We start from the raw sequence: 20,760 nt of genomic DNA on the forward strand, positions 1-20,760 counted from the left end.
TTCTGGTGAACTGAATCGAGCTTAGGCGTGCGCCCTGTGGGCCTGCATCGGGGTCATCCCGTGCGGGTTTTCACGTAAGCACGAAGGCCTCCTGGAGAAGCCTTCGCCAAGGCGCTATCGCGCCAGAAAAAGTATCGCGATATTGACCAGGAACGCGAGTGCCCAGACCGCACTGCGCGCGCTCGGCGCGCCGCGGATGTACAGGCCGAGGTAGATCACGCGCAGCACCACGTAGACCACCGCGAGCATGTCGAGCCGCGCCTGCGCCACGCCGAGCTGGTGCGCGATGAGCACCGCGCCGATGAAGAACGGCAGGCCTTCGAAGCTGTTGGCCTGCGCGCTGTTGGCACGTGCGCGCCAACCGCTTTGCTTGGCGGCCCAGTCGCGCGGATGCATGTTGTCGCGCACGCCGAAGCTGCCCGCCTTCGCGATCCATGCCGCGAGGTACGGCAGGCCGCAGGCGATGAACACGCACCAGTAGGCGACAGTGAGCAGTGAGAAGGTCATGGAGGCGACAACAAAAGGGAAGAACGAACGCGGCCTTGCACAGGCCGCGCGTCAGCGGCGATCGACCAGCGCGTGCGCGATCGTGCCGAGGTCGACATACTCGAGCTCGCTGCCGGCCGGCACGCCGCGCGCCAGGCGCGTCACGGTGAGCCCGTGCTGCTTGAGCGCCTCGCCGATCACATGCGCCGTGGCCTCGCCTTCGGCGGTGAAGTTGGTCGCGAGGATGACCTCGCTCACCGTGCCGTCGCGTGCGCGGTCGAACAGCTTCTGCAGGCCGATGTCCTTCGGCCCGATGCCGTCGAGCGGACTGAGCTTGCCCATGAGCACGAAGTAGTAGCCGCGAAAGGCGCCCGTGCGTTCGAGCGCGGCCTGGTCGGCCGGCGTCTCGACCACGCACAGCTTGGTGCCGTCGCGCCGCGAGTCCATGCAGACATGGCAGATCGGCGCTTCGGTGAAGGTGTTGCACAGCTCGCAGTGCCGCACCTGGCCTGCCGCCTGCTGCAACGCGCGCGCGAGCAGTTGCGCGCCCTCGCGGTCGTGCTGCAGCAGGTGGAAGGCCATGCGCGAGGCCGACTTGACGCCGACACCGGGCAACCGGCGCAGCGCATCGACCAGCGCATCGAGCGAACTGGCGTCTGCCATGCGTCGCTTAGAACGGGAGCTTCATGCCGGGCGGCAGGCCGGGCATGCCGGCCGTCAGCTTGCCCATCTTCTGCTCGCTGGTTTCCTCGGCCTTGCGCACAGCGGCGTTGAAGGCGGCAGCCACGAGGTCTTCGAGCATGTCCTTGTCGTCGGCCAGCAGGCTGGGGTCGATGGTGATGCGCTTGACGTCGTGCTTGCAGGTCATGACGACCTTGACGAGACCGGCGCCCGACTCACCTTCGACCTCGATGTGCGCCAGTTCTTCCTGGGCTTTCTTGAGGTTGTCCTGCATTGCCTGCGCCTGCTTCATGAGGCCGGCCAGTTGTCCTTTGTTGAACATCGTTGGTCCTGTCTGTGATGGGTTGGTGATGGAAAGAATACGGGTCGAAAAATGCGGCGACTGCGGCGCCGGCTTCAGAGGGGCTTCAGCGATCCGGGAACAATCTTCGCATCGAAGTCGCGCATCAGCATCTGCACCTCGGGGTCGCTGCGGATGGCTTCCTCGGCCACCCGCTGGCGCTCGTCGGCCGCCTGCTTGTTGCGGCGCGCCGGGCTGTCGACCACGCCGCCGATCTCGATGGCCAGCCTCACATTGTGGCCGAGGCCCTGCAGCGCCGCCGTGAGCTTCTCGCGGCTGGACGGCTGGTTGAGGGTTTCGCGCTCGATGCGCAGCATCCACTGGTCGGTGTCGCGCGCCACCAGCTGCGACTGCAGCGCCAGTTCGCGCGCCAGTGCTGCGACGCTTTCGGCGGCAACAAGCTGCATGACCGTGGCATGCCAGAAGTCGCCCTCTTCGCTCGGCGGAATCGGGGTGTAGGTGCTGCGCTGTTCCTCTTCGCGCGGCACGTCGCGCTGGCCGGGCGGCGGCTGCACGCGGATCGGCACGCCGACCACATGGGCTGCGGGGGCGTCGGACGCCTCCTGCGGGGCAGGCCGGGGCATGAGCTGGCGCTGCGGGGCATCGACCACCGCGAGCCGCTGGCCGGCCGGCGCGGGTTGCGCAGGCGGATGCGAAGGCGCGGCAGCAGGTGCCGGATCGGGCACCGAAGGCCGGGAAACCGGGGCAGCTTCGCGCGCGGGAGCCCGCGGCGCGGCGCCGCCGGCGTCATTCAGAGTTTTTTTTTCCGTGGAGGCCGTCGAGGCGGCCGCATGGGAGGGCTTGAAGGCCAGCAGCCGCAACAGCACCATGGTCAGCGCCGCGTACTCGTCGGGCGCCAGGCCCAGCTCGCCGCGCCCGTGCAGGCATAGGCTGTACAACAGCTGCGTCTCGTCGGCGGGCATCAGCGACGCCAGGCGGGCCGTGTCGGCCGCGTCGGGGTCGGTGGCCGCGTCGGCCGATTCGGCGCGCGAGGGCACGGCCTGCAGCACGGCCATGGCCTGCAGCACCGCCGTCATTTCTTCGAGCGTGGACGCGGCGGACATGCCGTCGCGGCGCAGCGCCTCGGAGGTGTCGACCACGGTCTTGCCGTCGCCTTGTGCCAGCGCCTCGATCAGGCGGAACACATGGCCGCGATCGACGCTGCCGAGCATCTGGCGCACGCCGGTCTCGAGCAGCTCGCCGTTGCCGAAGGCGATGGCCTGGTCGGTGAGCGAGAGCGCATCGCGCATCGAGCCGCGCGCCGCGCGCGCGAGCAGGCGCAGGGCTTGCGGTTCGGCCGGCACCTGTTCGGTCTGCAGCACGCTGGTGAGGTGCTCGAGCACCGTCTCGGGCGCCATCGGCCGCAGGTTGAACTGCAGGCAGCGCGACAGCACCGTCACCGGCACCTTCTGCGGATCGGTCGTGGCCAGCACGAACTTGAGGTACTCGGGCGGCTCCTCGAGCGTCTTGAGCATCGCGTTGAACGCGGTGTTCGTGAGCATGTGCACTTCGTCGATCATGAAGACCTTGAAGCGCCCCTGCACCGGCTTGTAGACCGCCTGTTCGAGCAGCGACTGCACTTCGTCGACGCCGCGGTTGGAGGCCGCATCGAGCTCGGTGTAGTCGACGAAGCGGCCCGAATCGATGTCCTGGCAGGCCTGGCACACACCGCAGGGCGTGGCCGTGATGCCACCCTGCCCGTCCGGGCCCTGGCAGTTGAGCGACTTGGCCAGGATGCGCGACACCGTGGTCTTGCCCACCCCCCGCGTCCCGGTGAACAGATAGGCGTGGTGCAGGCGCTGCGTCGTCAGCGCGTTTTCCAGCGCCTGGACCACATGCCCCTGACCGACCATCTCACCGAAGGTTTTCGGACGGAACTTGCGAGCGAGCACGAGATAAGACATTGCGGGCATTCTAAAAGGCGCGGCGGGGGTCACTTCACGCTTGTTTCCCGTCCTTCTCGAAATGATTCACGCCCCGGCGAAGGGGGCAAATTCAGGCGGTTAGAATGCGGGCTGACGGGCCTCCCTGCATGGTGAAGTGGCCAACCGGGTCAGGTGGGGAACCAAGCAGCCCTAACTGCGTAGTCAGTGCCAGGGGTAAGGCTCGTCAACCTAACATCCAGAAGCCGTGAGTTCCTTTCCCAGAGAACTTACGCGCCGTGTCCAGGGGTTACCGACCCCGGACACCTCAAATTCCCAGAACTTCGCGCAGCCATCCATGAACTTGGACATCCGGCCCGCCCGCATCAGTGATCTCGAAGCGTTGGTGCGCCTCGACACCGTGGCCGCGCACGATGCGCGCCGCGCCGTGCAGATCAAGGGCTGGATCGAGGATCGCTTCTGCCATGTGATCGAGATGGATGGCGAGGTCGCCGCCTACGGCGTCCTGCACCACCACTTCTTCGACTGCAGCTTCATCGAGATGCTCATGGTCGGCGAGCAATTTCGCCGCAGGCGGTTCGGCCTGCAACTCGTCGATCACTTCCAGTCGATCTGCGAACGACCCAAGCTCTTCACTTCCACGAACCGCTCCAACGCGGCGATGCACGCGCTACTGAAAGAAGCCGGGTTCAGGGAGAGCGGCCACATCGAAAACCTCGATGCGGACGACCCCGAGCAGGTGTTCTTCTGGCCCTGCGAGCGCGGAGCAGGCCGGCGGCTACAGCCCCAGCCGCTGGATCGCGCCGCGCGCCGCAGCCGCCCCGCTGGCCATCGCCGCCGTGAGCAGGTAGCCGCCGGTCGGCGCTTCCCAATCGAGCATCTCCCCTGCCGCGAACACGCCGGGCAGCGCCGTCGCCATCAGGGCCGGATCGAGCGCGTCGAAGCGCACGCCGCCCGCCGTGCTGATCGCCTCGTCGACTGGCCGCGTCGCGGCCAGCTTCAGCGGCACCGCCTTGATGGTGGCCGCCAGCTGCGCCGGGTCCTGCATCGCGTCCTTGCTCAGCGCTTCGTGCAGCACGCCCGCCTTGATGCCTTCGATGCCGAGACGGCTCTTGAGATGGCTGCTCAGCGAACGCGCGCCGCGCGGATGCTTCACCGCGGCGAGCACCTGTTCGGCGCTGCGGTCGGGCAGCAGGTCGAGCAGCAGCGTCGCACTGCCGTTCGCGGCAATCTCGTCGCGCAGCAGCGCCGACGCCGCGTAGACCAGGCTGCCTTCGATGCCGGTGGCCGTGGCGACGAACTCGCCCTTGCGCGCGAAGTGCCGGCCCTGGCTGTCAGTGAAGGCGATCGCGACCGACTTGAAGGGCTGCCCCGCGAAGCGGCTTGAAAAATGCTCGCTCCAACCTGCGCCGTCGAAGCCGCAATTGGCCGGCAGCAGCGGCGCCACCGCCACGCCCTGTGCCTGCAGCCACGGCGCCCACGCGCCGTCGGAGCCCAGGCGCGCCCAGCTCGCGCCGCCCAGGGCCAGCACCACGGCGTCGGCCTTGGCGCTGACCTCGCCTGTCGGCGTCACGAAGCGCAGCGCGTTCGCATCGAAGGCCCCGTCGCCCACCCAGCGATGCCGCATGTGGAACTGCACGCCCGCGGCGCGCAGGCGATGCAGCCAGGCGCGCAGCAAGGGCGCGGCCTTCATGTCGGTCGGGAACACACGACCCGAGGTGCCCACGAAGGTCTCGATGCCCAGTCCGGCCGCCCACTCGCGCGCCTGCTGCGGACCGAAGGCCGCGAGCAGCGGCTCGAGCTGCGCGCGGCGCTCGCCGAAGCGGGTCACGAACACATCGAAAGGCTCGGAGTGCGTGAGGTTGAGGCCGCCGCGGCCGGCCAGCAAAAACTTGCGGCCCACCGAGGGCATCGCGTCGTACACGTGCACCTGCGCGCCGGACGCGCTCAGCACTTCGGCCGCCATCAGGCCGGCAGGTCCGCCGCCGATGACGGCGACGGTAGAAGAAACAGTCATTCGAGATTCACCAGTTCGCCCTGCCCGGTCAGGAACGCGGCGCGCACCGTGGCACCGGGGTAGGCATGTTGCACGGCAGCGCGGTAGCGCTGCATCTGTGCGATCAGGGCCGCGTCCCGTTCGGGGCGCGCGGCCGATTTGTAGTCGAGGATCCACCATGCGCCGGTGGAGCGCTCGCGCACCAGCCGGTCGATGCGCAAGGTATCGCCCTCGTGGACCAGCGTGACTTCATTGCCATGCCAGTCGATGCTGCGATCGTCCCACACCCAGGCACCGGCGCCCGCGCGGATGCGCTGGGCCAGCGCCGCGGCGCCGCGCGCCTGCTGCGGATCGAGCATGAATTCGCGCGCGGCCGCCCGCACATGGGCCGGCGGCAAGGCCTCGCCGGGCACCGCCCACTCGAGCAGCCGGTGCATGGCCTGGCCGAACGCGGCGGCGCGCACGTCGACCGTGGCGTCTTGTGCCTTTTTCTTTTCGGGCGGCGCACCGATTGCAGCCACGAGCGGTGCGGGCAGGCGCTTCATCGCGAAGGTGCCCACCCCGGTCTCGCCGGCGGCGGAGGCCTCAACCAGCGGCTCGTCGGCCTCGGTCGGCTCGCACAGCGGCTCCAGCCGCGCCCACCAGCTGCCCTCGTTGGCGCGCGACGGTTTCACCGACGACAACACCAGCCGCTCGCGCGCCCGCGTGGTCGCCACGTAGAGCCCGTTGAGTTCTTCGCGGTGGCGCGCGCGCTGCTCTTCTTCGAGCAGCGCGGCGGCGCAGGCCGGCGGGGTCTTCTCGCTGGCCAGGAACACGAAGCGCGTGGGCGCGCTGTCGCTGCCCTTCCACTCGACCAGTACGCCCATGGTCTGCGCACGCGGCGGCGGCGCGTCGCAGTCGAGCATCAGCACGGTGTCGGCCTCAAGGCCCTTGGCGCCGTGCACGGTCAGCAGCTGCACGGCCTCGGGCGCGGCCACGGTGGGCGCGCGCACGCCGCCCGCGCGCAAGGCCCGCACCAGGGCATAAGGCGTTGCGAAGCGCGCACCGTCGATGTCGAGCGAAGCGGCGACCAGCCCGCGCAGGTTCGCCAGCGCGCTCTGGCGCAAGGCCGCCGGCACGGCGGCGCCGAACTTCGCGAGCACGTCGCCGTCGTGAAAGATCGCGTCCAGCGCGTCGTGCGGCGGCATCGCCATCAACCAGCGCTGCCAGCGGCGCAGCTGCACGCCCGCCTCGGTCAGCACGGGCGGCAGGCCTTCGCCCTTCTGGATCAGAGAGAACCAACTGGCCACCGGCGTCTCGCGCTGGCAGCGCGCCAGCTGCACCAGCGTGTCGTCGTCGATGCCGAACAGCGGCGACTTGAGCGCGCGCGCCAGCGACAGGTCATGCGCGGGCGACACCAGCGCGTCGAGCAGCGCGACCACGTCCTGCACCTCGGGCGCGTCGTTCAGGTCGTTCTTCTCGGGCTGCTGCACGGGAATGTGGCGGCGGCGCAGCGCATCCTGCATGGCCGACAAGCGGCTGCGGCGGCGCGCCAGCACCATGATCTGGCGCGGCGGCGTGCCGTCGGCGATGCGCTGCGCGACCCAGCGCGCGGCCTGCTCGCACTCCTTCTGCAGCAGTTGCTCTTCGGGCAGCACGCGCGGCGTGACGAGGCTGTCGCGCCAGTGCAGCATGCCGTCGTCGGCCGGCGCGGCGGCCGCCGTGGTGTCGAGCGCGTCGCGGTCGATGGCAGGCAGCTTCAGCAGCTCGCCGTCGTCGCCGCGCTCGGTGGTGTGGGCGCGGTAGCCGTCGAACTCGCCGGCCGCCTGCGCGGCCAGCATCGCGCTGTTGACGAGACCGACCACGGCGCGCGCGTTGCGGTGCGTGTGGTCGCAGTTGAGCAATTCACCGCCGAGCCCTTCGCGCACGAACTTCTTGGCAGCGATGAACACCTGCGGTTCGGCGCGGCGGAAGCGGTAGATGCTCTGCTTGGGATCGCCCACGATGAACACGCGCGGCGCGCTGCCGCCCGCACCCGTGTAGGCGCTGAGCCAGCCGTAGAGCGCCTGCCACTGCAGCGGGTTGGTGTCCTGGAACTCGTCGATCAGCAGGTGCGCGACGCGCGCGTCGAGCCGCTCCTGCACCCAGCCCGACAGCGCCGACTGGCCCAGGAGCAGCTGCGCGGCCTGCTCGACGTCGTTCATGTCGACCCAGCCGTGCGCGCGCTTGACCTCGCCGAAGGCGGTGATCAGCAGGCGCGTGAGCCGCGTCATGCGCTGCTGGTAGAGCCAGGCCGCGTGCTGCGCCTGCGCCGCGCACAGCAGCTGCAGTTCGGTCTCGGCCTCTTGCGCCGCGGGGAATTTCTGCAGGTTCTTGGTGAGCCGGTCTTCGCTGGCGACGAAGAAGGTCTTGCGCAGCACGGCGAGCGCGTCGGTCAGCGCCTCGGGCGCGGGCTCGCCGGTGCCGAACACGTCGATGATGGCTTCGGCCGCCTTCTGCGGTGTCTTGTTGGCTTCGCGGCCGAGGACGGCGGCACGGTCGAGCCAGCGGCGGCGCACGGCCTCGCCGCGCAGCGCGTCGGTCGGCAGCTCCAGCCCCTGAAGGGCCGGGCACAGCACGTCGAACGGCGTCACCGCATCCTGGGGATCGGACAGCGAGAACTCGACCCGCTTCGACAGCGCCTCGCCCAGCGCCTTCGCGGTCTGCGAGCGACCGTGCGTGGCAACGACGGCGTAGTAGTCGGCCAGCGCGCGCGCATCGCCGGTCACGGCCTCGAAGAACGGCCGCCAGGTGTGGTTGCGCGCCTCGGCATCGTCTTCGAGCAGCTCGTAGTTCGCGGGCAGCCCCAGCTCGCGCAGCACGGCGAGCGGCGCGTTGCGCAGCAGGCCCGCGAACCACGCGTGGAAGGTGCGGAACTGCACCGGCCGCCCGCCTTCGAGCAGTCGCCGGTAGAGCCCCTGCAGGCGCGGCACGGCGGCCTGCGCGGCCTCGGGGGTCATGCCGCGCATCACGAGCTCGCGCTGCGACGCGGCCGGATCGAGCTCGGCGAACAGCGCGAGCCACTGGTCGAGCCGCTCGCGCATCTCGCCGGCGGCCTTCTTGGTGAAGGTGATGGCCAGGATCTCGTGCGGCTCGCAGGCGGAATCGCCCTCTTCGAGCAGCGCGCGCACGATGCGCGACACCAGCATCCATGTCTTGCCGGCGCCCGCGCAGGCCTCGACCGCGACCGAGCGCCGCGGATCGCAGGCGACGGTGTAGAAGGCCTCGCGCGCGACGTGCCGGCCGTTGTGTTCGTAGGCAGCGCCGTTCATGGCGTGACCTCCCAGAAATCCTTGCGGCACAGGCCGCGTGCGGCGCAGAAATCGCAGACGCTGCCCTCGCCCAGCGGCGGCAGCGGCGCGCCCTGCGCGATGCGCGCGAAGTCGTCGATGATGCCGGCGACCAGCGCATCACGCGCCTCGACCACGGCGGGCTGCTCGACGGTCTGCGTGCCGGACGACTTCTCGCCCACGTTGACGTAGGCCGCACGCAAGGTGTCGTCGGCCACCAGCGCGGCGTAGAAGGCGAGCTGCGTGTCCTCGGTCGGGTCCTTCACGCGCTCCTTGGTGACGGAGGCGGTCTCGGTCTTGTAGTCGATCACGAAGGGCTGGCCGTCGGCCGTGCGGTCGACGCGGTCGAGCCGGCCGACCAGCCGCAGGGTGCCCAAGGGCTGCTCTTTCCAGGGTTCGGCCTCGACGAAGACCGCCCCGTCTGCTTCATGTTTCGCGAGCCAGTCGAGATACCCGTCGCGCACCGCCGGCCACGCGGCGGCGAAGGGCAGGAATTCGGCGTCGGAGTAGCCGAGGGTTTGCGTGACATCGCGCGCGGTGTCGGCGAGCAGCGCGGCGCGCGCTTGCGCATCGCTTGTCGGCGCGTCGCGCAGGGTCTCGTGGAACTGGCCCAGCACCGCGTGCAGCCAGTTGCCGAAGTCGCGCTTGTCGACCTCGGCATCGAGCTCGTCGGCGGTGCGCAGGCCCAGCTGGCGCAGCGCGAAAAAGCGATAGGGACAGCGCCGCAGGTCTTCGTAGACGCTGGTCGACACATTCGTGAGCGGCAGCAGCGCGCCCGAGGGCGTGGGCCGCAGGGTCGGCGTGACGGCGACGTCGCGCGGCGTGCGCGGATCGACGCCCGGCTGCAGCGCATGGGCGAGCTGCAGGGCCTGCACCAGCGGGCTCGGCCGCACGGGCTCGCCGCTGGCGTCGGAATGGCGCCAGACCAGGTCGCAGTTCGGGTTGCGCGTGGCCATGGCCCAGGCCGCGCGCTGTGCGGCCTCCAGCACCTCGCGCGAGGCCAGTCCCAGGTCGAGGCGCTGCGCCGCACTCCAGTTGCCCGGTGGTTCGGGCGACGCGGGCATGCGGCGGTCGTCGCAGCCGGGAATGACGACGGCGCCGAAGACGCGGCCCAGCAGCTGGTACATCGGCAGCACGGACACCTTGGGCGCCTCGTCGCCGGCGGGCGGCACGAAGCTGGCGTCTTCGAGCACGTCGCGCGCCCAGGCCGTGAACTCGGCCAGGCTGTGGCGCCCGCCGGGGAACTCGTCCTCCTCGCCATGCGCGTCGGCATCGAGCCAGAGAGCGGCGATCACCTTGGCACCCGCGAAGTCGGCGGCGAGCGCGTCCCACTGCTCGCCGGCCGTCAACAGCTCGCGCAGCGCGCGGTGCCACTCGGCCAGGGAGCGCGCGCGAGCCATCGGGGCGCGGCGGGTTTCGATGGTGGCGGTGAACGTGCGCAGGCTTTCGTCCTGCGGCTTGTCGCTGCGCGCGATCAACGCGCACCAGGCCTGCCAGTCGCGCACGCCTTCGCGCCGCAGGCGCATTTCGAGCGACTGCACGGCGAACACATCGACCTCGGCGCCGCTCTTGAGCCATTCGAGCACCTGGTCGGTGGCGGCGTCGTGCGCGCAGGCGCGCAAGGCACTCATCAGCGTGGCGGCGGCGCGCGTGGTGGACAGCTTCCAGCCGGTTTCGTCGTGCGTGACGATGCCCTGCGTGCTCAGCTGGGCGCTGATGCGGCGGGTGAGCGCGCGGTCGGTGGCGACGAGCGCGACCGGCGCGCGGCCCTCGGCCAGGTGCTGCAGCACGCAGGCGGCGGCCAGCTGGGCCTCGTCCTCGGGGTCGAGCGCCACGTGCGCGTGGGCGGCAGATGGCGGGGCATCGGCGGGCATGAGCGGGATGCGGATCGCGCGGTCGCCCCACAGCGCGCACAGGGCCTGCGTGAGCGGGTCGGTCTGGAAGCCTTCGAGCACGATCAGCGCATCGACCTGGCTGCGCGCCGCGTCGCGCAGCAGCACGTCGGTCGCGTAGCCCGAGTTCGCGGCCCAGGCCACGGCGACGCGGATCAGCGCGCTCTCGATGCGGAACCACTCCGACTCGCTGCCTGCATCGGCCACCTTGGACGCCCCCTGGGCCCAGTCGCTGCCGCGCACCTCAGGCGCCACGGCGGATGCCAGCGGCGCCAGCTGGTAGGCCAACTCGACCACGCGCCCCGCGAGCGCGAAGCGTTCGGCCTGGAAGCCCGACTGCGCGAGCAGGCCCTGGGCCGTGACCAGGTCGCGCGCCATGTCGAAGGCGATGTCGTAGCCGGACGGCAGGAAGCCACCCGCGCTGCGCGCCCAGTTGTGCGTGGTCTCGAAGCGCGGCACGAAGCCCGGGCTGCCGCAGCGCGCCCACATGCCGCGCGCGACCGCCATCAGCTGCGCGTACGGCACCAGCACCACGGTGCGCGCCGCATGCAGCTGCCGCTCGTCGAGCGCGCGCACGATCCGCGCGACGACGCCGTCGGCGGGATCGCACCACAGGGCCTGGACGGGGTGGCCTTCGTTCATGTTCTATCGAGGGGGTTGAGGGGGTCGGCGGCAGGGCCGCAAAGGGCTTTGGCTATCGCCGCCATAGCCGGGCCGCATGGCACGTCACCCCTTGGTTTCTGTCACAATGACCAGCACTTTAGCTGCACCGAAACTCTCTCTGCGCACAAGGACACATCACATGGCCAGCGAACTGATCAAACACATCTCCGATTCTTCCTTCGAGGCCGACGTGCTCAAGTCCAGCCAGCCGGTTCTGGTCGACTACTGGGCCGAATGGTGCGGTCCCTGCAAGATGATCGCCCCGATCCTGGACGAAGTCTCGGCCACCTACGAAGGCAAGCTGCAGATCGCCAAGCTCAACGTCGACGAGAACCGCGACATCCCCGCCAAGTTCGGCATTCGCGGCATCCCCACGCTGATGCTGTTCAAGGACGGCCAGCTGGCCGCCACCAAGGTCGGCGCCATGAGCAAGGCGCAACTCACGGCCTTCATCGACCAGCAACTCGCCTGATGCATTTCTTCCGGCCAGCGCGCAATGCGTTGGCCGGGGCGATTTTCCTGTCATAATCGCCCTCAGTTCACCGGGCCTTTCATCAGGCAACCGGTTCGAGTTCCCCGGTTCGTGAGGCAGTTCTTGCCCCACATCAAACCTCCCCCCGTTCCCGATTCGATTACCCCTCCAGGGGTCGTTCCATGCACTTAAACGAACTCAAGGCACTCCACGTGTCTGAAGTCTTCAAGCAGGCTGAGGCGCTTGAGATCGAAAACATCGGCCGCATGCGCAAGCAAGAGCTGATGTTCGCGATCATCAAGAAGCGCGCCAAGGCCGGCGAACAGGTCTTCGCCGACGGTGTGCTCGAAATCCTGCCCGACGGCTTCGGCTTCCTGCGCAGCCCCGACACCAGCTTCACGGCCAGCACCGACGACATCTACATCTCGCCCAGCCAGGTGCGGCGCTTCAACCTGCACACCGGCGACATGATCGAAGGCGAAGTGCGCACGCCCAAGGACGGCGAGCGCTACTTCGCACTGACCAAGCTGGACAAGGTCAACGACGGCGCACCCGAAGCCAACAAGCACAAGGTGATGTTCGAGAACCTGACGCCGCTGTTCCCCAAGGAACAGATGAAGCTGGAACGCGAAGGCGTCAAGGGCGAAGAGAACCTCACCGGCCGCATCATCGACATCATCGCCCCCATCGGCAAAGGCCAGCGCGCCCTGCTCGTGGCGCCGCCCAAGAGCGGCAAGACGGTGATGATGCAGCACATCGCCCACGCGATCAGCGCCAACTACCCCGACGTGCACATGATGGTGCTGCTCGTGGACGAGCGCCCTGAAGAAGTGACCGAAATGCAGCGCACGGTGAAGGGCGAAGTCATTGCTTCGACCTTCGACGAGCCCGCAGCGCGCCACGTGCACGTGGCCGAAATGGTGATCGAGCGCGCCAAGCGCCTGGTCGAACTCAAGAAGGACGTGGTGATCCTGCTGGACTCGATCACCCGTCTGGCCCGCGCCTACAACAACGTCGTGCCCTCGTCGGGCAAGGTGCTGACCGGCGGTGTCGATTCGAACGCGCTGCAGCGTCCCAAGCGCTTCCTGGGCGCCGCGCGCAACGTGGAAGAAGGCGGCTCACTGACCATCATCGGCACCGCGCTGATCGATACCGGCAGCCGCATGGACGAAGTGATCTTCGAAGAGTTCAAGGGCACCGGCAACTCCGAAATCCACCTGGACCGCCGCCTGTACGAAAAGCGCGTGTTCCCCTCGATCCAGCTCAATCGCAGCGGCACGCGCCGCGAAGAACTGCTGCTGGCCCCCGAGATCCTGCAGAAGACCCGCATCCTGCGTCAGCTCATGTACAACATGGACGAGATCGAGTCGATGGAGCTGATGCTCAAGAACATGAAGGCGACCAAGACCAATGTCGAGTTCTTCGACATGATGCGTCGCGGCGGCTGAGCTTCAGGCTCTTCCGCAAAAGCGCGTTGGCCCCACGGGTCAACGCGCTTTTTTCATGGGTGCTCGATGCGGATGGCGCGGCCTTCGGCGGCGCTCTGACGGCCGATGTCGAGCAGCTCCATCAGTGCGACGGCCTGCGCGGGCGGCACGGGATTGGGCCCCTTGCCGAGGATCGCATCGCGGACCGCGGCGTAGTAGTCGGCGTAGTTGCCGGCCTGCGTCGGCACCGCGCGAAAGTGCGGTGCGCCGTCGCTGCCCGTCAGCGTGAGTTCGCCATCGAGCGGATCGGCGCCCCACCCTTCGGCCGGCGGTCGCTGGCCGGCGCGCAGCGCCTCTTCCTGCGTGTCGACGCCGCGCTTGACGTAGCTGCCGCGCGTGCCGTGCACGATGTAGCGCGGCGCCGCATGGGCCGCGAGCGTCGTGGCGTGCAGCACCACGCGCAGCGGCGCATGAGGGCCACTCTCGTAGCGCAGCACGGCGTGGAAATAGTCCTCGACCCGTGCGCCATCGCGCAAGGCGGCCGTGTCGAGCTGCAGCGTGTCAGGCCGGCCGAAGAGCTGCACAGCCTGGTCGAGCAGGTGCGAACCCAGGTCCACCCACAGGCCCGCGCCCGGCACGGGCTGCTCCCGCCAGCGCTCGCGGACCTCGGGCCGGAACCGGTCGAAATGCGATTCCAGATACACCGGGCGCCCCAGATCGCCAGACGCCAGGACCTGCTGGAGCGTCAGGAAATCGGCGTCGAAACGCCGGTTCTGGTAGACCGAGAGCACGCAATTGTTGCGCGTTGACAACAATTCAAGCTCCCGCGCCTCGGCCACATCGAGCGTGAAGGGCTTGTCGACGACCACGTGCTTGCCCGCCTCCAGCGCCGCCTTGGCGACCGGATGGTGCTGGGCATTGGGCGTCGCCACCACCACGAGGTCGATGTCCGTCCGGGCGACCAGCGCCGCCACGTCGGGCACCACGGCCACCCCGGGCCAGTCGGCATGTACCTTGTGCGGCTGCGAGCTCGCCACGGCCGCCAGTTCGAGTCCCGGAACGGCCGAAAGCACCGGCGCATGGAAGGTCTGGCCGGCGAAACCGTAGCCGACAAGGCCGGCGCGAAGGGGTGTGGAAGTCATGGGAGGGCCCGGTTTGCTCGCAATTGGGGCAGTATGCGATAATCATGGGCTCCGCGAAAAGTGCGGCTGGGCACGTCGCCCGGCTTCCTTGGCCTTCACTTCACGTCAAGACCTCAGGGCGGCGCGCCAGATTGCTGGCACGCTGGTGGCTCTCGCATCGACCGCGCATTGATTCCAACAGCGCAAAAGGAAACACCATGGCAAAAGAAGGCATCCACCCGAATTACCGCGAAGTTCTGTTCGTCGACATGTCGAACGGCTTCAAGTTCGTGACCCGTTCGTGCGCGAACACCAAGGAAATGGGCAAGACCGACGACGGCCGCGAGCTGCCCCTGTTCAAGCTCGACACCACGAGCGAATCGCACCCCTTCTACACCGGCACGCAAAAGTCGGTGGACAACATGGGTGGTCGCGTCGAGAAGTTCCGCAACCGCTTCGGCAAGACCGCTGCCAAGTAATCAGGCACGCGCTCTGGCGTCGAGGGCAGCCCGGTTTACCGCGCTGCCCTTTTTCTTTCCAATCACCCCTTCGCCTCTTCCGCCTCGCCCTTGAACCAGCCGACCCCCGCGATCGTTGCCCAGAATGCCGTACGCCGGCTGCCGCGCGTCGCGTTGCTGCTGCTGTGCGCGGCCTACCTGCTGCCGGGCCTGCTCGGCCGGGGCCCCTGGAAGAGTGCCGACATCACGGCCTTCGGCTACATGGCCGAGCTGGCCCGCAGCACCGAGGGCATCGCCCGCTGGTTCGATCCGCTGCTGCTGGGCATGCGCCCCGAGACCCCCGCGCTGATCCCCTATTGGATCGGCGCCTGGGCGATCCAGCTCGCCCCGTCGTGGGTCAACCCCGACCTGGCCGTGCGCTTCGTGTTCGCGCTGATGCTGTGGGGCACCTTCACCGCGACCTGGTACGCCGTCTACTACCTGGCCCGCACGCCGCGCGCCCAGCCCGTGGCCTTTGCCTTCGGCGGCGAGGCGCGCCCCACCGACTACGCCCGCGCCATCGCCGATGGCGGCCTGCTGGCACTGATCGCTTCGCTGGGCCTGGCCCAGTTGGGGCATGAAACCACCCCCGCGCTGGCGCAGTTGTACTTTGCCTCGCACCTCTTCTACGGCGTGGCCGCGCTGCCCTACCGCCGCGTCGGCCCGGTGATCGCACTCGTGGTCGGCACCCTCGGCATGACGCTGAGCGGCGGGCCGACGGTCGGCCTCGCGCTGGCGATCGGCAGCGCCGTGTACATGGCCTACGAACGCCACCAGCGCGCCATCCGTGCAGTGGAAGGCTACAGCGACGACGAGAGCCCCGGCTTCACCCTGCCCGCCCTGCTGACGATGGTCGGCATTACCGTGCTGGCCGCCGCGCTGGTCTTCGGTCTGGGCCTGGCGCAATGGAAGATCACGCTGGGCCACTCGCTGCTGTCCGACGTGCGCAGCCAGGCCAAGCTGTTGCTGTGGTTCACCTGGCCGGTCTGGCCGCTCGCGATCTGGACGCTCTGGCGCTGGCGCCGCCAGTGGCTCGAGCGCCACGTCGCGCTGCCGCTGTGGTTCGCGCTGGTGCCGCTGGCCGCCACCTGGACCACCGACTTCTCCGACCGCTCCCTGCTGCTGGCCCTGCCCGCCTTCGCCACGCTGGCGGCCTTTGCGCTGCCGACCTTCCGGCGCAGTGCGGCGGCGCTGATCGACTGGTTCAACGTGCTGTTCTTCAGCGGCTTGGCCGTGCTCGGCTGGATGTACTGGATCGCCATGCTGACCGGCGCGCCACGCAAGCCGGCCGCCAGCGTGGCGCGGCTGGTGCCGGGCTTCGTGGCCGAGTTCTCGCCGGTGGCCTTCGTGCTCGCCCTGGCCGCCACGCTGGCCTGGTGCTGGCTGGTGCGCTGGCGCACCGGGCGCCATCGCGCCGCGCTCTGGAAGACGCTGGTGCTGCCGGCCGGCGGCACCGCGCTGTGCTGGATGCTGCTGATGACGCTGTGGCTGCCGTCCATCGACTACGCGCGCAGCTACGTCCCGCAGGTGCGCGCCGTGACCGAGCGCATCGGCCACCCGCGCTGCGTTGCCGAGCTGGCGCTGAGCCGGCCGCACGTCGCGGCGCTGCGCCACCACGGCAACCTCAACCTGCAGCCGCTGCTGCTGGGCAACGACTGCCCGTGGCTGCTCGTGAGCCCCGACACCATCGAGCGGCTGCACACCATCATCCCGCTGGAACAGTGGCGCTTCAGCGGCACCCTGCGCCGCCCCAGCAGCCCCGCGGACGACCTGCTGCTCTACGAAAAGATCGTGCGCTGACCCGTGAGCAGCAGCACGCACGGGAACGAACGCGGACTCATCGCACGGCACGCCGGCACGGTGCTGATCGGCCAGCTGGCCGTGATGGCCTTCGGCGTGGCCGACACCATCATCGCGGGCCGCTATTCCGAAGGCGCGCTGGCCGCGCTCTCGGTGGGCGCCGCCATCTTCGTCAGCGTGTATGTCTCGCTGATGGGCGTGCTGCAGGCGCTGCTGCCGGTGTGGGCCGAACTGCACGGCGCCAACCGGGGCAGCGAGATCGGCCGCTCGGTGCGCCAGTCGCTCTACCTCGCAGCCATCGCCGTCGTGGTCGGCATGACCGTGCTGCTGCTGCCCGGCGCCGCGCTGCGCTGGACGCAGGTGCCCGCCGACATGCGTGGCGAGGTCGAGGCCTACCTCGCGGTGCTGGCCTTCGCGCTGGCGCCCGCCCTGCTCTTTCGCCTCTTCAGCACGCTGAACCAGAGCCTGGGCAAGCCCAAGCTCGTGACCTGGCTGCAGTTGGCCTCGCTGCTCGTGAAGCTGCCGCTGTCGGTCTGGTTCACCTTCGGCGGCGCCGGCCTGCCGGCGATGGGGCTGGTGGGCTGCGCCTGGGCCACGCTGTGCGTGAACTGGGCCATGCTGGGCTGCGCGGTCTGGCTGCTGCGCCACGGCGCGTTCTACCGCGGCTACCAGCTGTGGGAACGCATCGAGGCGCCCGACTGGCGCCAGATCCGCCTGTTCGCGCGGCTGGGCGTGCCCGGTGGCCTCGCGGTGCTGGTGGAAGTGACGTCGTTCACGCTGATGGCGCTCTTCATCGCGCGCCTGGGCACCGCTGCAGCGGCCGCGCACCAGATCGCCTCCAACCTGCTGGCCGTGGCCTACATGACGCCGCTGTCGCTCGCCATCGCGACCAGCGCGCGCGTGAGCTTCTGGCTCGGTGCCGGCGACACCGTCCGGGCGCGCCATGCCTGCCGGCTGGGCTTCGAGCTCACCGCCCTGTTCGCGCTGCTCTATGCCGGCGCGATGGCCGTGTTCCGCACGCAGCTCGCCAACGTGTACTCCGACAACCCGGCCGTGATCGCGATGGCAGCAGCGCTGCTGACCACGGTGGCGCTGTATCACATCGCCGATGCGTTCCAGACGCTGTGCGTCTTCGTGCTGCGCTGCTACCGCGTGACGCTGGCGCCGCTGGTCATCTACTGCGCGATGCTCTGGGGCATGGGGCTGGGCGGCAGCTACCTGTTAGCCTACCGCGGCCTGGGGCCGTGGCCGGCCATGCAGTCGCCGCTGGCCTTCTGGCTCATGAGCGCCGCGGCGCTGGCGCTCACCGCGCTGTTGTTCGTGGCGCTGCTGCGCTGGACGATGAAGGCGCGGGCCCGCTGAGGGCCACGCGGCTTGCTTACTTGCTCATCACGCGCGCTTCGCGCACGCGCGTCGCCGGGAACAGCAGCGCGAAGCGGCTGCCCTTGCCCACCGTGCTTTCGATGCGCAGCTCGGTGCCGTGGCGCTGCGCGATGTGCTTCACGATCGCCAGCCCCAGCCCCGTGCCGCCGGTCTCGCGCGAGCGGCTGCGGTCGATGCGATAGAAGCGCTCGGTGAGCCGCGGAATGTGTTCGGCGGCAATGCCCGGGCCCGTGTCGCGCACGGCGTATTCACCGCGCCCGTCAGGCAGCACCCGCCAGGTCACCACCACCTCGCCGCCGCCGGGCGTATAGCGGATGGCGTTGCTCACGAGGTTCGACATCGCGCTCTGCAGCTCGGTCGGCGCGCCCGACAGCTCGGACTCGGCCTCGGACGTGAACGTGAGCCGGTGCCCTTGCGGCGTGAGCCGGCCCGACAGGCCACGCCCCTCGTCCTCGCACTGCGCCAGCAGCGCGCGCATGCGCACCCACTGGTTGCCCGATGGCGCCGCGCTGCCTTCGAGGCGCGACAGCGTCAGCAGGTCGTTCACCAGCGTTTCCATGCGGTGCGACTGCTGCCCCATCAGCGACAGGTAGCGCGTGCGTTCGTCGGCATCCAGCGGCAAGTTCTGCAGCGTCTCGACAAAGCCGGCCAGCACCGTGAGCGGCGTGCGGATCTCGTGCGACACGTTGGCCACGAAGTCGCGTCGCATCGCCTCGGCCTGCTCCAGCGCCGTGATGTCGCGCGTGAGCAGCATGCGCCGGTTGCCGGCGTAGGGATGCACCTGCACCGACAGCCGCACCGGATGGCCGCGATGCTGCGCATGCACGAGGCCGGGCGCGTCGATGACGACGTCGCGGCTGTAGTTCCACGAGGCCAGGTAGGCCACGAACGCCGGGTCGCGCACGAGGTTCGCCAGGTGCTGCAGCAGGTCGCGCTCGGCATCGATGCCGAACTGGCCCGCCGCCGTCTGGTTGCACCACTCGATGCGGCCCTGCTCGTCGAGCAGCACCACGCCGTTGGGCGACGCCTGGATGGCGGCCAGGAACTCCTGCAGCCGGTCTTCGGCCTGCCGGGTCTGTTGTTCGCGCTCGCGCAGCAGCTTGCGGATGCGCTCCGAGAGCTCGCCCCACACGCCCGGTCCGCGCGACGGCAGCCCGGCCGCGTCGTTGCGCAGCACGCGCAGCAGGCGTTCGGCGCGCCAGGCATCGAAGCCCAGCCAGAGCACCGCGCCCAGCCAGGCACCCAGCCAGCCGTACTTCCAGCCGAAAAGGCCGACAGCGCCCGCCGCAATTGCGAGGGACGCTATTAAAAACGTAGCAATACGAAAAGGCATGGCGGGCGATTATCCGCGCCCGCCGCCGAGGCTCACGGCGCTGCTCACACCGTGACTTGGGCCGTCAGCCGGTAACCCGCTCCGCGAACGGTTTCCACCATCGGCGCGGCCACGCCCAGCGACTCGCGCAGGCGCTTGACGTGCACGTCGACCGTGCGTTCCTCGATGTAGACGTGGTCGCCCCACACCTTGTCCAGCAGCTGCGCGCGGCTGTGCACGCGCTCGGCATGCTGCATCAGGTAGGCCAGCAGCTTGAACTCGGTCGGGCCGACCTTCAGTGCCCCGCCCTGCCAGGTGACGCGGTGGGTGGAGGTGTCGAGGGCCAGTTCGCCGATCTCGACGCGCTCGGTCACCACCTCGGGCGCGCGGCGGCGCAGCACGGCGCGGATGCGCGCCAGCATTTCCTGGGTGGAGAACGGCTTGGTGATGTAGTCGTCGGCACCGGCATCGAGGCCGGCCACCTTGTCGGGCTCGTCGCCGCGCGCCGTGAGCATCAGGATCGGGATGGCCTTGGTGCGCGGGTCTTTGCGCCACTGGCGCGCAAGCTGCAGGCCGCTCTGGCCCGGCAGCATCCAGTCGAGCAGGATCAGGTCCGGCAGGAAGGCGTCGATTTCACGCTGGGCGGCGGCACCGTCTTCGGACCAGATCGGCTCGAAGCCGTTGTGGCGCAGGTTGACGGCGATCAGCTCGGCGATCGAGGATTCGTCTTCGACGATCAGGACTCTTGGTTTCTTCATGCGTTATGGGGAGTCTTTGCGGCGACGGTCGTCACTGCAATGCCGACTCGATTTCCTCCATCGAAGTGTGCCGCACATCGGCGCCCTTGACGATGTAGATGATGAACTCGGCGATGTTCTTGGCGTGGTCGCCGATGCGTTCGATGGCCTTGGCCAGGAACAGCAGGTCCAGGCTGGCGGAGATGGTGCGCGGGTCTTCCATCATGTAGGTGACCAGCTTGCGCACGAAGCCGTCGAACTCCTTGTCGATGAGGTCGTCGTCCTTGAGGATCGACAGCGCGGCGGCCGTGTCCAGGCGCGCGAAGGCGTCCAGCGCGGTGCGCAGCAGGTTCGAGGCCAGGTCGGCGGCAATGCGCAGCTCGGTGGTGGGCAGCTGGCGGGCCGATCCGCTCTCGATGATCGACTTGACCATGCGCGCGATCTTGTTGGCCTCGTCGCCCACGCGCTCCAGGTTGGCGGTGGTCTTGCTGATGGCGATCAAGAGGCGCAGGTCGCGTGCCGTGGGCTGGCGACGGGCGATGATCGACGACAGCTCGCGGTCGATCTCGATCTCCATCGCGTTGACGCGGTGCTCAGTCTCCATCACGCGGTCGGCGGCTTCGGCGTCGAACTGCAGCAGGGCGTACACGGCCTGGTGGATCTGCGACTCGACCATGCCGCCGAGCTCCATCACTCGCGACGAGACGCCGTTGAGTTCGCTGTCGAACTGGCTGGAAAGGTGTTTCTCGGTCATGGTGTTTC

16 protein-coding genes, 1 other RNA gene and 1 pseudogene are annotated in these 20,760 nt (G+C 69.2%); 7 read left to right on the forward strand and 11 right to left on the reverse strand.

Translation table 11 applies throughout. The annotated features are described in order from the left end of the window. Positions 1–114: 114 nt before the first annotated feature. From AC1RAA_RS06480 to dnaX, 4 genes are all read right to left on the reverse strand, one after another. Complete coding sequence (locus AC1RAA_RS06480; RefSeq protein WP_492727232.1) at positions 115–507, reverse strand: MAPEG family protein; 393 nt, start codon at positions 505–507, stop codon at positions 115–117. 51 nt (positions 508–558) lie between these two features. Next, on the reverse strand, positions 559–1,149 hold the full coding sequence (gene recR / locus AC1RAA_RS06485; RefSeq protein ID WP_062473120.1) for a recombination mediator RecR: 591 nt from the start codon (positions 1,147–1,149) through the stop codon (positions 559–561). 7 nt (positions 1,150–1,156) lie between these two features. Then, positions 1,157–1,489 carry a YbaB/EbfC family nucleoid-associated protein gene (locus tag AC1RAA_RS06490; protein ID WP_007836669.1) on the reverse strand — a complete coding sequence of 111 codons (333 nt, stop codon included), beginning with the start codon at positions 1,487–1,489 and terminating at the stop codon, positions 1,157–1,159. Positions 1,490–1,563: 74 nt separating this feature from the next. Next, positions 1,564–3,411: a DNA polymerase III subunit gamma/tau gene (gene dnaX / locus AC1RAA_RS06495; RefSeq protein ID WP_492727234.1), complete on the reverse strand. Its 1,848-nt coding sequence runs from the start codon at positions 3,409–3,411 to the stop codon at positions 1,564–1,566. 113 nt (positions 3,412–3,524) lie between these two features. On the opposite strand from dnaX, the gene ffs reads away from it, so the two are divergent. Beyond that, positions 3,525–3,621: signal recognition particle sRNA small type (ffs, locus tag AC1RAA_RS06500), an RNA gene on the forward strand. A 244-nt stretch (positions 3,622–3,865) separates the two neighbouring features. After that, positions 3,866–4,021: pseudogene (locus AC1RAA_RS06505) on the forward strand (GNAT family N-acetyltransferase); the annotation flags it as partial. A gap of 147 nt (positions 4,022–4,168) precedes the next feature. Here the strand turns inward: AC1RAA_RS06505 and AC1RAA_RS06510 are convergent. The 3 genes from AC1RAA_RS06510 to AC1RAA_RS06520 are packed head-to-tail and all read right to left on the reverse strand — an operon-like array spanning position 4,169 to position 11,228. Further along, a complete protein-coding gene (locus tag AC1RAA_RS06510; protein WP_492727236.1) occupies positions 4,169–5,407 on the reverse strand; it encodes a TIGR03862 family flavoprotein in 1,239 nt (412 codons plus the stop codon). Continuing rightward, positions 5,404–8,676 carry a UvrD-helicase domain-containing protein gene (locus AC1RAA_RS06515; protein WP_492727238.1) on the reverse strand — a complete coding sequence of 1,091 codons (3,273 nt, stop codon included), beginning with the start codon at positions 8,674–8,676 and terminating at the stop codon, positions 5,404–5,406. The genes AC1RAA_RS06510 and AC1RAA_RS06515 overlap by 4 nt, the downstream gene beginning before the upstream one ends. Further along, the gene (locus tag AC1RAA_RS06520) at positions 8,673–11,228 is read right to left on the reverse strand and encodes a PD-(D/E)XK nuclease family protein (protein WP_492727240.1); all 2,556 of its coding nucleotides are present in this window, start codon (positions 11,226–11,228) and stop codon (positions 8,673–8,675) included. Before AC1RAA_RS06520 ends, AC1RAA_RS06515 begins: the two co-directional genes overlap by 4 nt. Before the next feature lie 160 nt (positions 11,229–11,388). Between AC1RAA_RS06520 and trxA the strand changes: the two genes are divergently transcribed. Then, positions 11,389–11,721 carry a thioredoxin TrxA gene (trxA, locus tag AC1RAA_RS06525; RefSeq protein WP_042578306.1) on the forward strand — a complete coding sequence of 111 codons (333 nt, stop codon included), beginning with the start codon at positions 11,389–11,391 and terminating at the stop codon, positions 11,719–11,721. A 182-nt stretch (positions 11,722–11,903) separates the two neighbouring features. Further along, positions 11,904–13,169 carry a transcription termination factor Rho gene (rho, locus tag AC1RAA_RS06530; protein ID WP_062473130.1) on the forward strand — a complete coding sequence of 422 codons (1,266 nt, stop codon included), beginning with the start codon at positions 11,904–11,906 and terminating at the stop codon, positions 13,167–13,169. 53 nt (positions 13,170–13,222) lie between these two features. On the opposite strand, the gene AC1RAA_RS06535 is transcribed toward rho, so the two are convergent. Further along, positions 13,223–14,290, reverse strand: a complete 1,068-nt coding sequence (locus tag AC1RAA_RS06535; protein WP_492727242.1) for an oxidoreductase — start codon at positions 14,288–14,290, stop codon at positions 13,223–13,225. A gap of 197 nt (positions 14,291–14,487) precedes the next feature. On the opposite strand from AC1RAA_RS06535, the gene AC1RAA_RS06540 reads away from it, so the two are divergent. The 3 genes from AC1RAA_RS06540 to AC1RAA_RS06550 all read left to right on the forward strand — a co-directional run bounded on the left by AC1RAA_RS06540 (position 14,488) and on the right by AC1RAA_RS06550 (position 17,928). Further along, positions 14,488–14,748 carry a type B 50S ribosomal protein L31 gene (locus AC1RAA_RS06540; protein ID WP_056580149.1) on the forward strand — a complete coding sequence of 87 codons (261 nt, stop codon included), beginning with the start codon at positions 14,488–14,490 and terminating at the stop codon, positions 14,746–14,748. A 90-nt stretch (positions 14,749–14,838) separates the two neighbouring features. Further along, entirely contained in the window at positions 14,839–16,566 is a 1,728-nt protein-coding gene (locus AC1RAA_RS06545; RefSeq protein WP_492727245.1) for a hypothetical protein, read from the forward strand. A gap of 3 nt (positions 16,567–16,569) precedes the next feature. After that, positions 16,570–17,928 carry an MATE family efflux transporter gene (locus AC1RAA_RS06550; protein WP_492727247.1) on the forward strand — a complete coding sequence of 453 codons (1,359 nt, stop codon included), beginning with the start codon at positions 16,570–16,572 and terminating at the stop codon, positions 17,926–17,928. A 16-nt stretch (positions 17,929–17,944) separates the two neighbouring features. Here the strand turns inward: AC1RAA_RS06550 and phoR are convergent, their stop codons facing one another. From phoR to phoU, 3 genes are read right to left on the reverse strand one after another with little or no spacing between them, the layout of a single operon-like run. After that, positions 17,945–19,282, reverse strand: coding sequence for a phosphate regulon sensor histidine kinase PhoR (phoR, locus tag AC1RAA_RS06555; protein ID WP_307693032.1), 1,338 nt, complete (start codon positions 19,280–19,282; stop codon positions 17,945–17,947). A gap of 44 nt (positions 19,283–19,326) precedes the next feature. Next, the gene (phoB, locus tag AC1RAA_RS06560; protein ID WP_062473140.1) at positions 19,327–20,019 is read right to left on the reverse strand and encodes a phosphate regulon transcriptional regulator PhoB; all 693 of its coding nucleotides are present in this window, start codon (positions 20,017–20,019) and stop codon (positions 19,327–19,329) included. A 31-nt stretch (positions 20,020–20,050) separates the two neighbouring features. Next, positions 20,051–20,752, reverse strand: coding sequence for a phosphate signaling complex protein PhoU (gene phoU, locus AC1RAA_RS06565; protein ID WP_062473142.1), 702 nt, complete (start codon positions 20,750–20,752; stop codon positions 20,051–20,053). Positions 20,753–20,760 lie beyond the last annotated feature (8 nt).

This window comes from Variovorax sp. GW823-FHT04F07 (assembly GCF_058795995.1).

What these genes read in the sequence shown, in the direction of transcription:
- phoU (WP_062473142.1), bottom strand. Translation starts at nt 20,752, where the DNA reads ATGACCGAGAAACACCTTTCCAGCCAGTTCGACAGCGAACTCAACGGC.
- recR (WP_062473120.1), bottom strand. Translation starts at nt 1,149, where the DNA reads ATGGCAGACGCCAGTTCGCTCGATGCGCTGGTCGATGCGCTGCGCCGG.
- trxA (WP_042578306.1), top strand. Translation starts at nt 11,389, where the DNA reads ATGGCCAGCGAACTGATCAAACACATCTCCGATTCTTCCTTCGAGGCC.
- AC1RAA_RS06510 (WP_492727236.1), bottom strand. Translation starts at nt 5,407, where the DNA reads ATGACTGTTTCTTCTACCGTCGCCGTCATCGGCGGCGGACCTGCCGGC.
- AC1RAA_RS06480 (WP_492727232.1), bottom strand. Translation starts at nt 507, where the DNA reads ATGACCTTCTCACTGCTCACTGTCGCCTACTGGTGCGTGTTCATCGCC.
- phoB (WP_062473140.1), bottom strand. Translation starts at nt 20,019, where the DNA reads ATGAAGAAACCAAGAGTCCTGATCGTCGAAGACGAATCCTCGATCGCC.
- rho (WP_062473130.1), top strand. Translation starts at nt 11,904, where the DNA reads ATGCACTTAAACGAACTCAAGGCACTCCACGTGTCTGAAGTCTTCAAG.
- AC1RAA_RS06535 (WP_492727242.1), bottom strand. Translation starts at nt 14,290, where the DNA reads ATGACTTCCACACCCCTTCGCGCCGGCCTTGTCGGCTACGGTTTCGCC.
- AC1RAA_RS06490 (WP_007836669.1), bottom strand. Translation starts at nt 1,489, where the DNA reads ATGTTCAACAAAGGACAACTGGCCGGCCTCATGAAGCAGGCGCAGGCA.
- dnaX (WP_492727234.1), bottom strand. Translation starts at nt 3,411, where the DNA reads ATGTCTTATCTCGTGCTCGCTCGCAAGTTCCGTCCGAAAACCTTCGGT.
- AC1RAA_RS06520 (WP_492727240.1), bottom strand. Translation starts at nt 11,228, where the DNA reads ATGAACGAAGGCCACCCCGTCCAGGCCCTGTGGTGCGATCCCGCCGAC.
- phoR (WP_307693032.1), bottom strand. Translation starts at nt 19,282, where the DNA reads ATGCCTTTTCGTATTGCTACGTTTTTAATAGCGTCCCTCGCAATTGCG.
- AC1RAA_RS06515 (WP_492727238.1), bottom strand. Translation starts at nt 8,676, where the DNA reads ATGAACGGCGCTGCCTACGAACACAACGGCCGGCACGTCGCGCGCGAG.
- AC1RAA_RS06540 (WP_056580149.1), top strand. Translation starts at nt 14,488, where the DNA reads ATGGCAAAAGAAGGCATCCACCCGAATTACCGCGAAGTTCTGTTCGTC.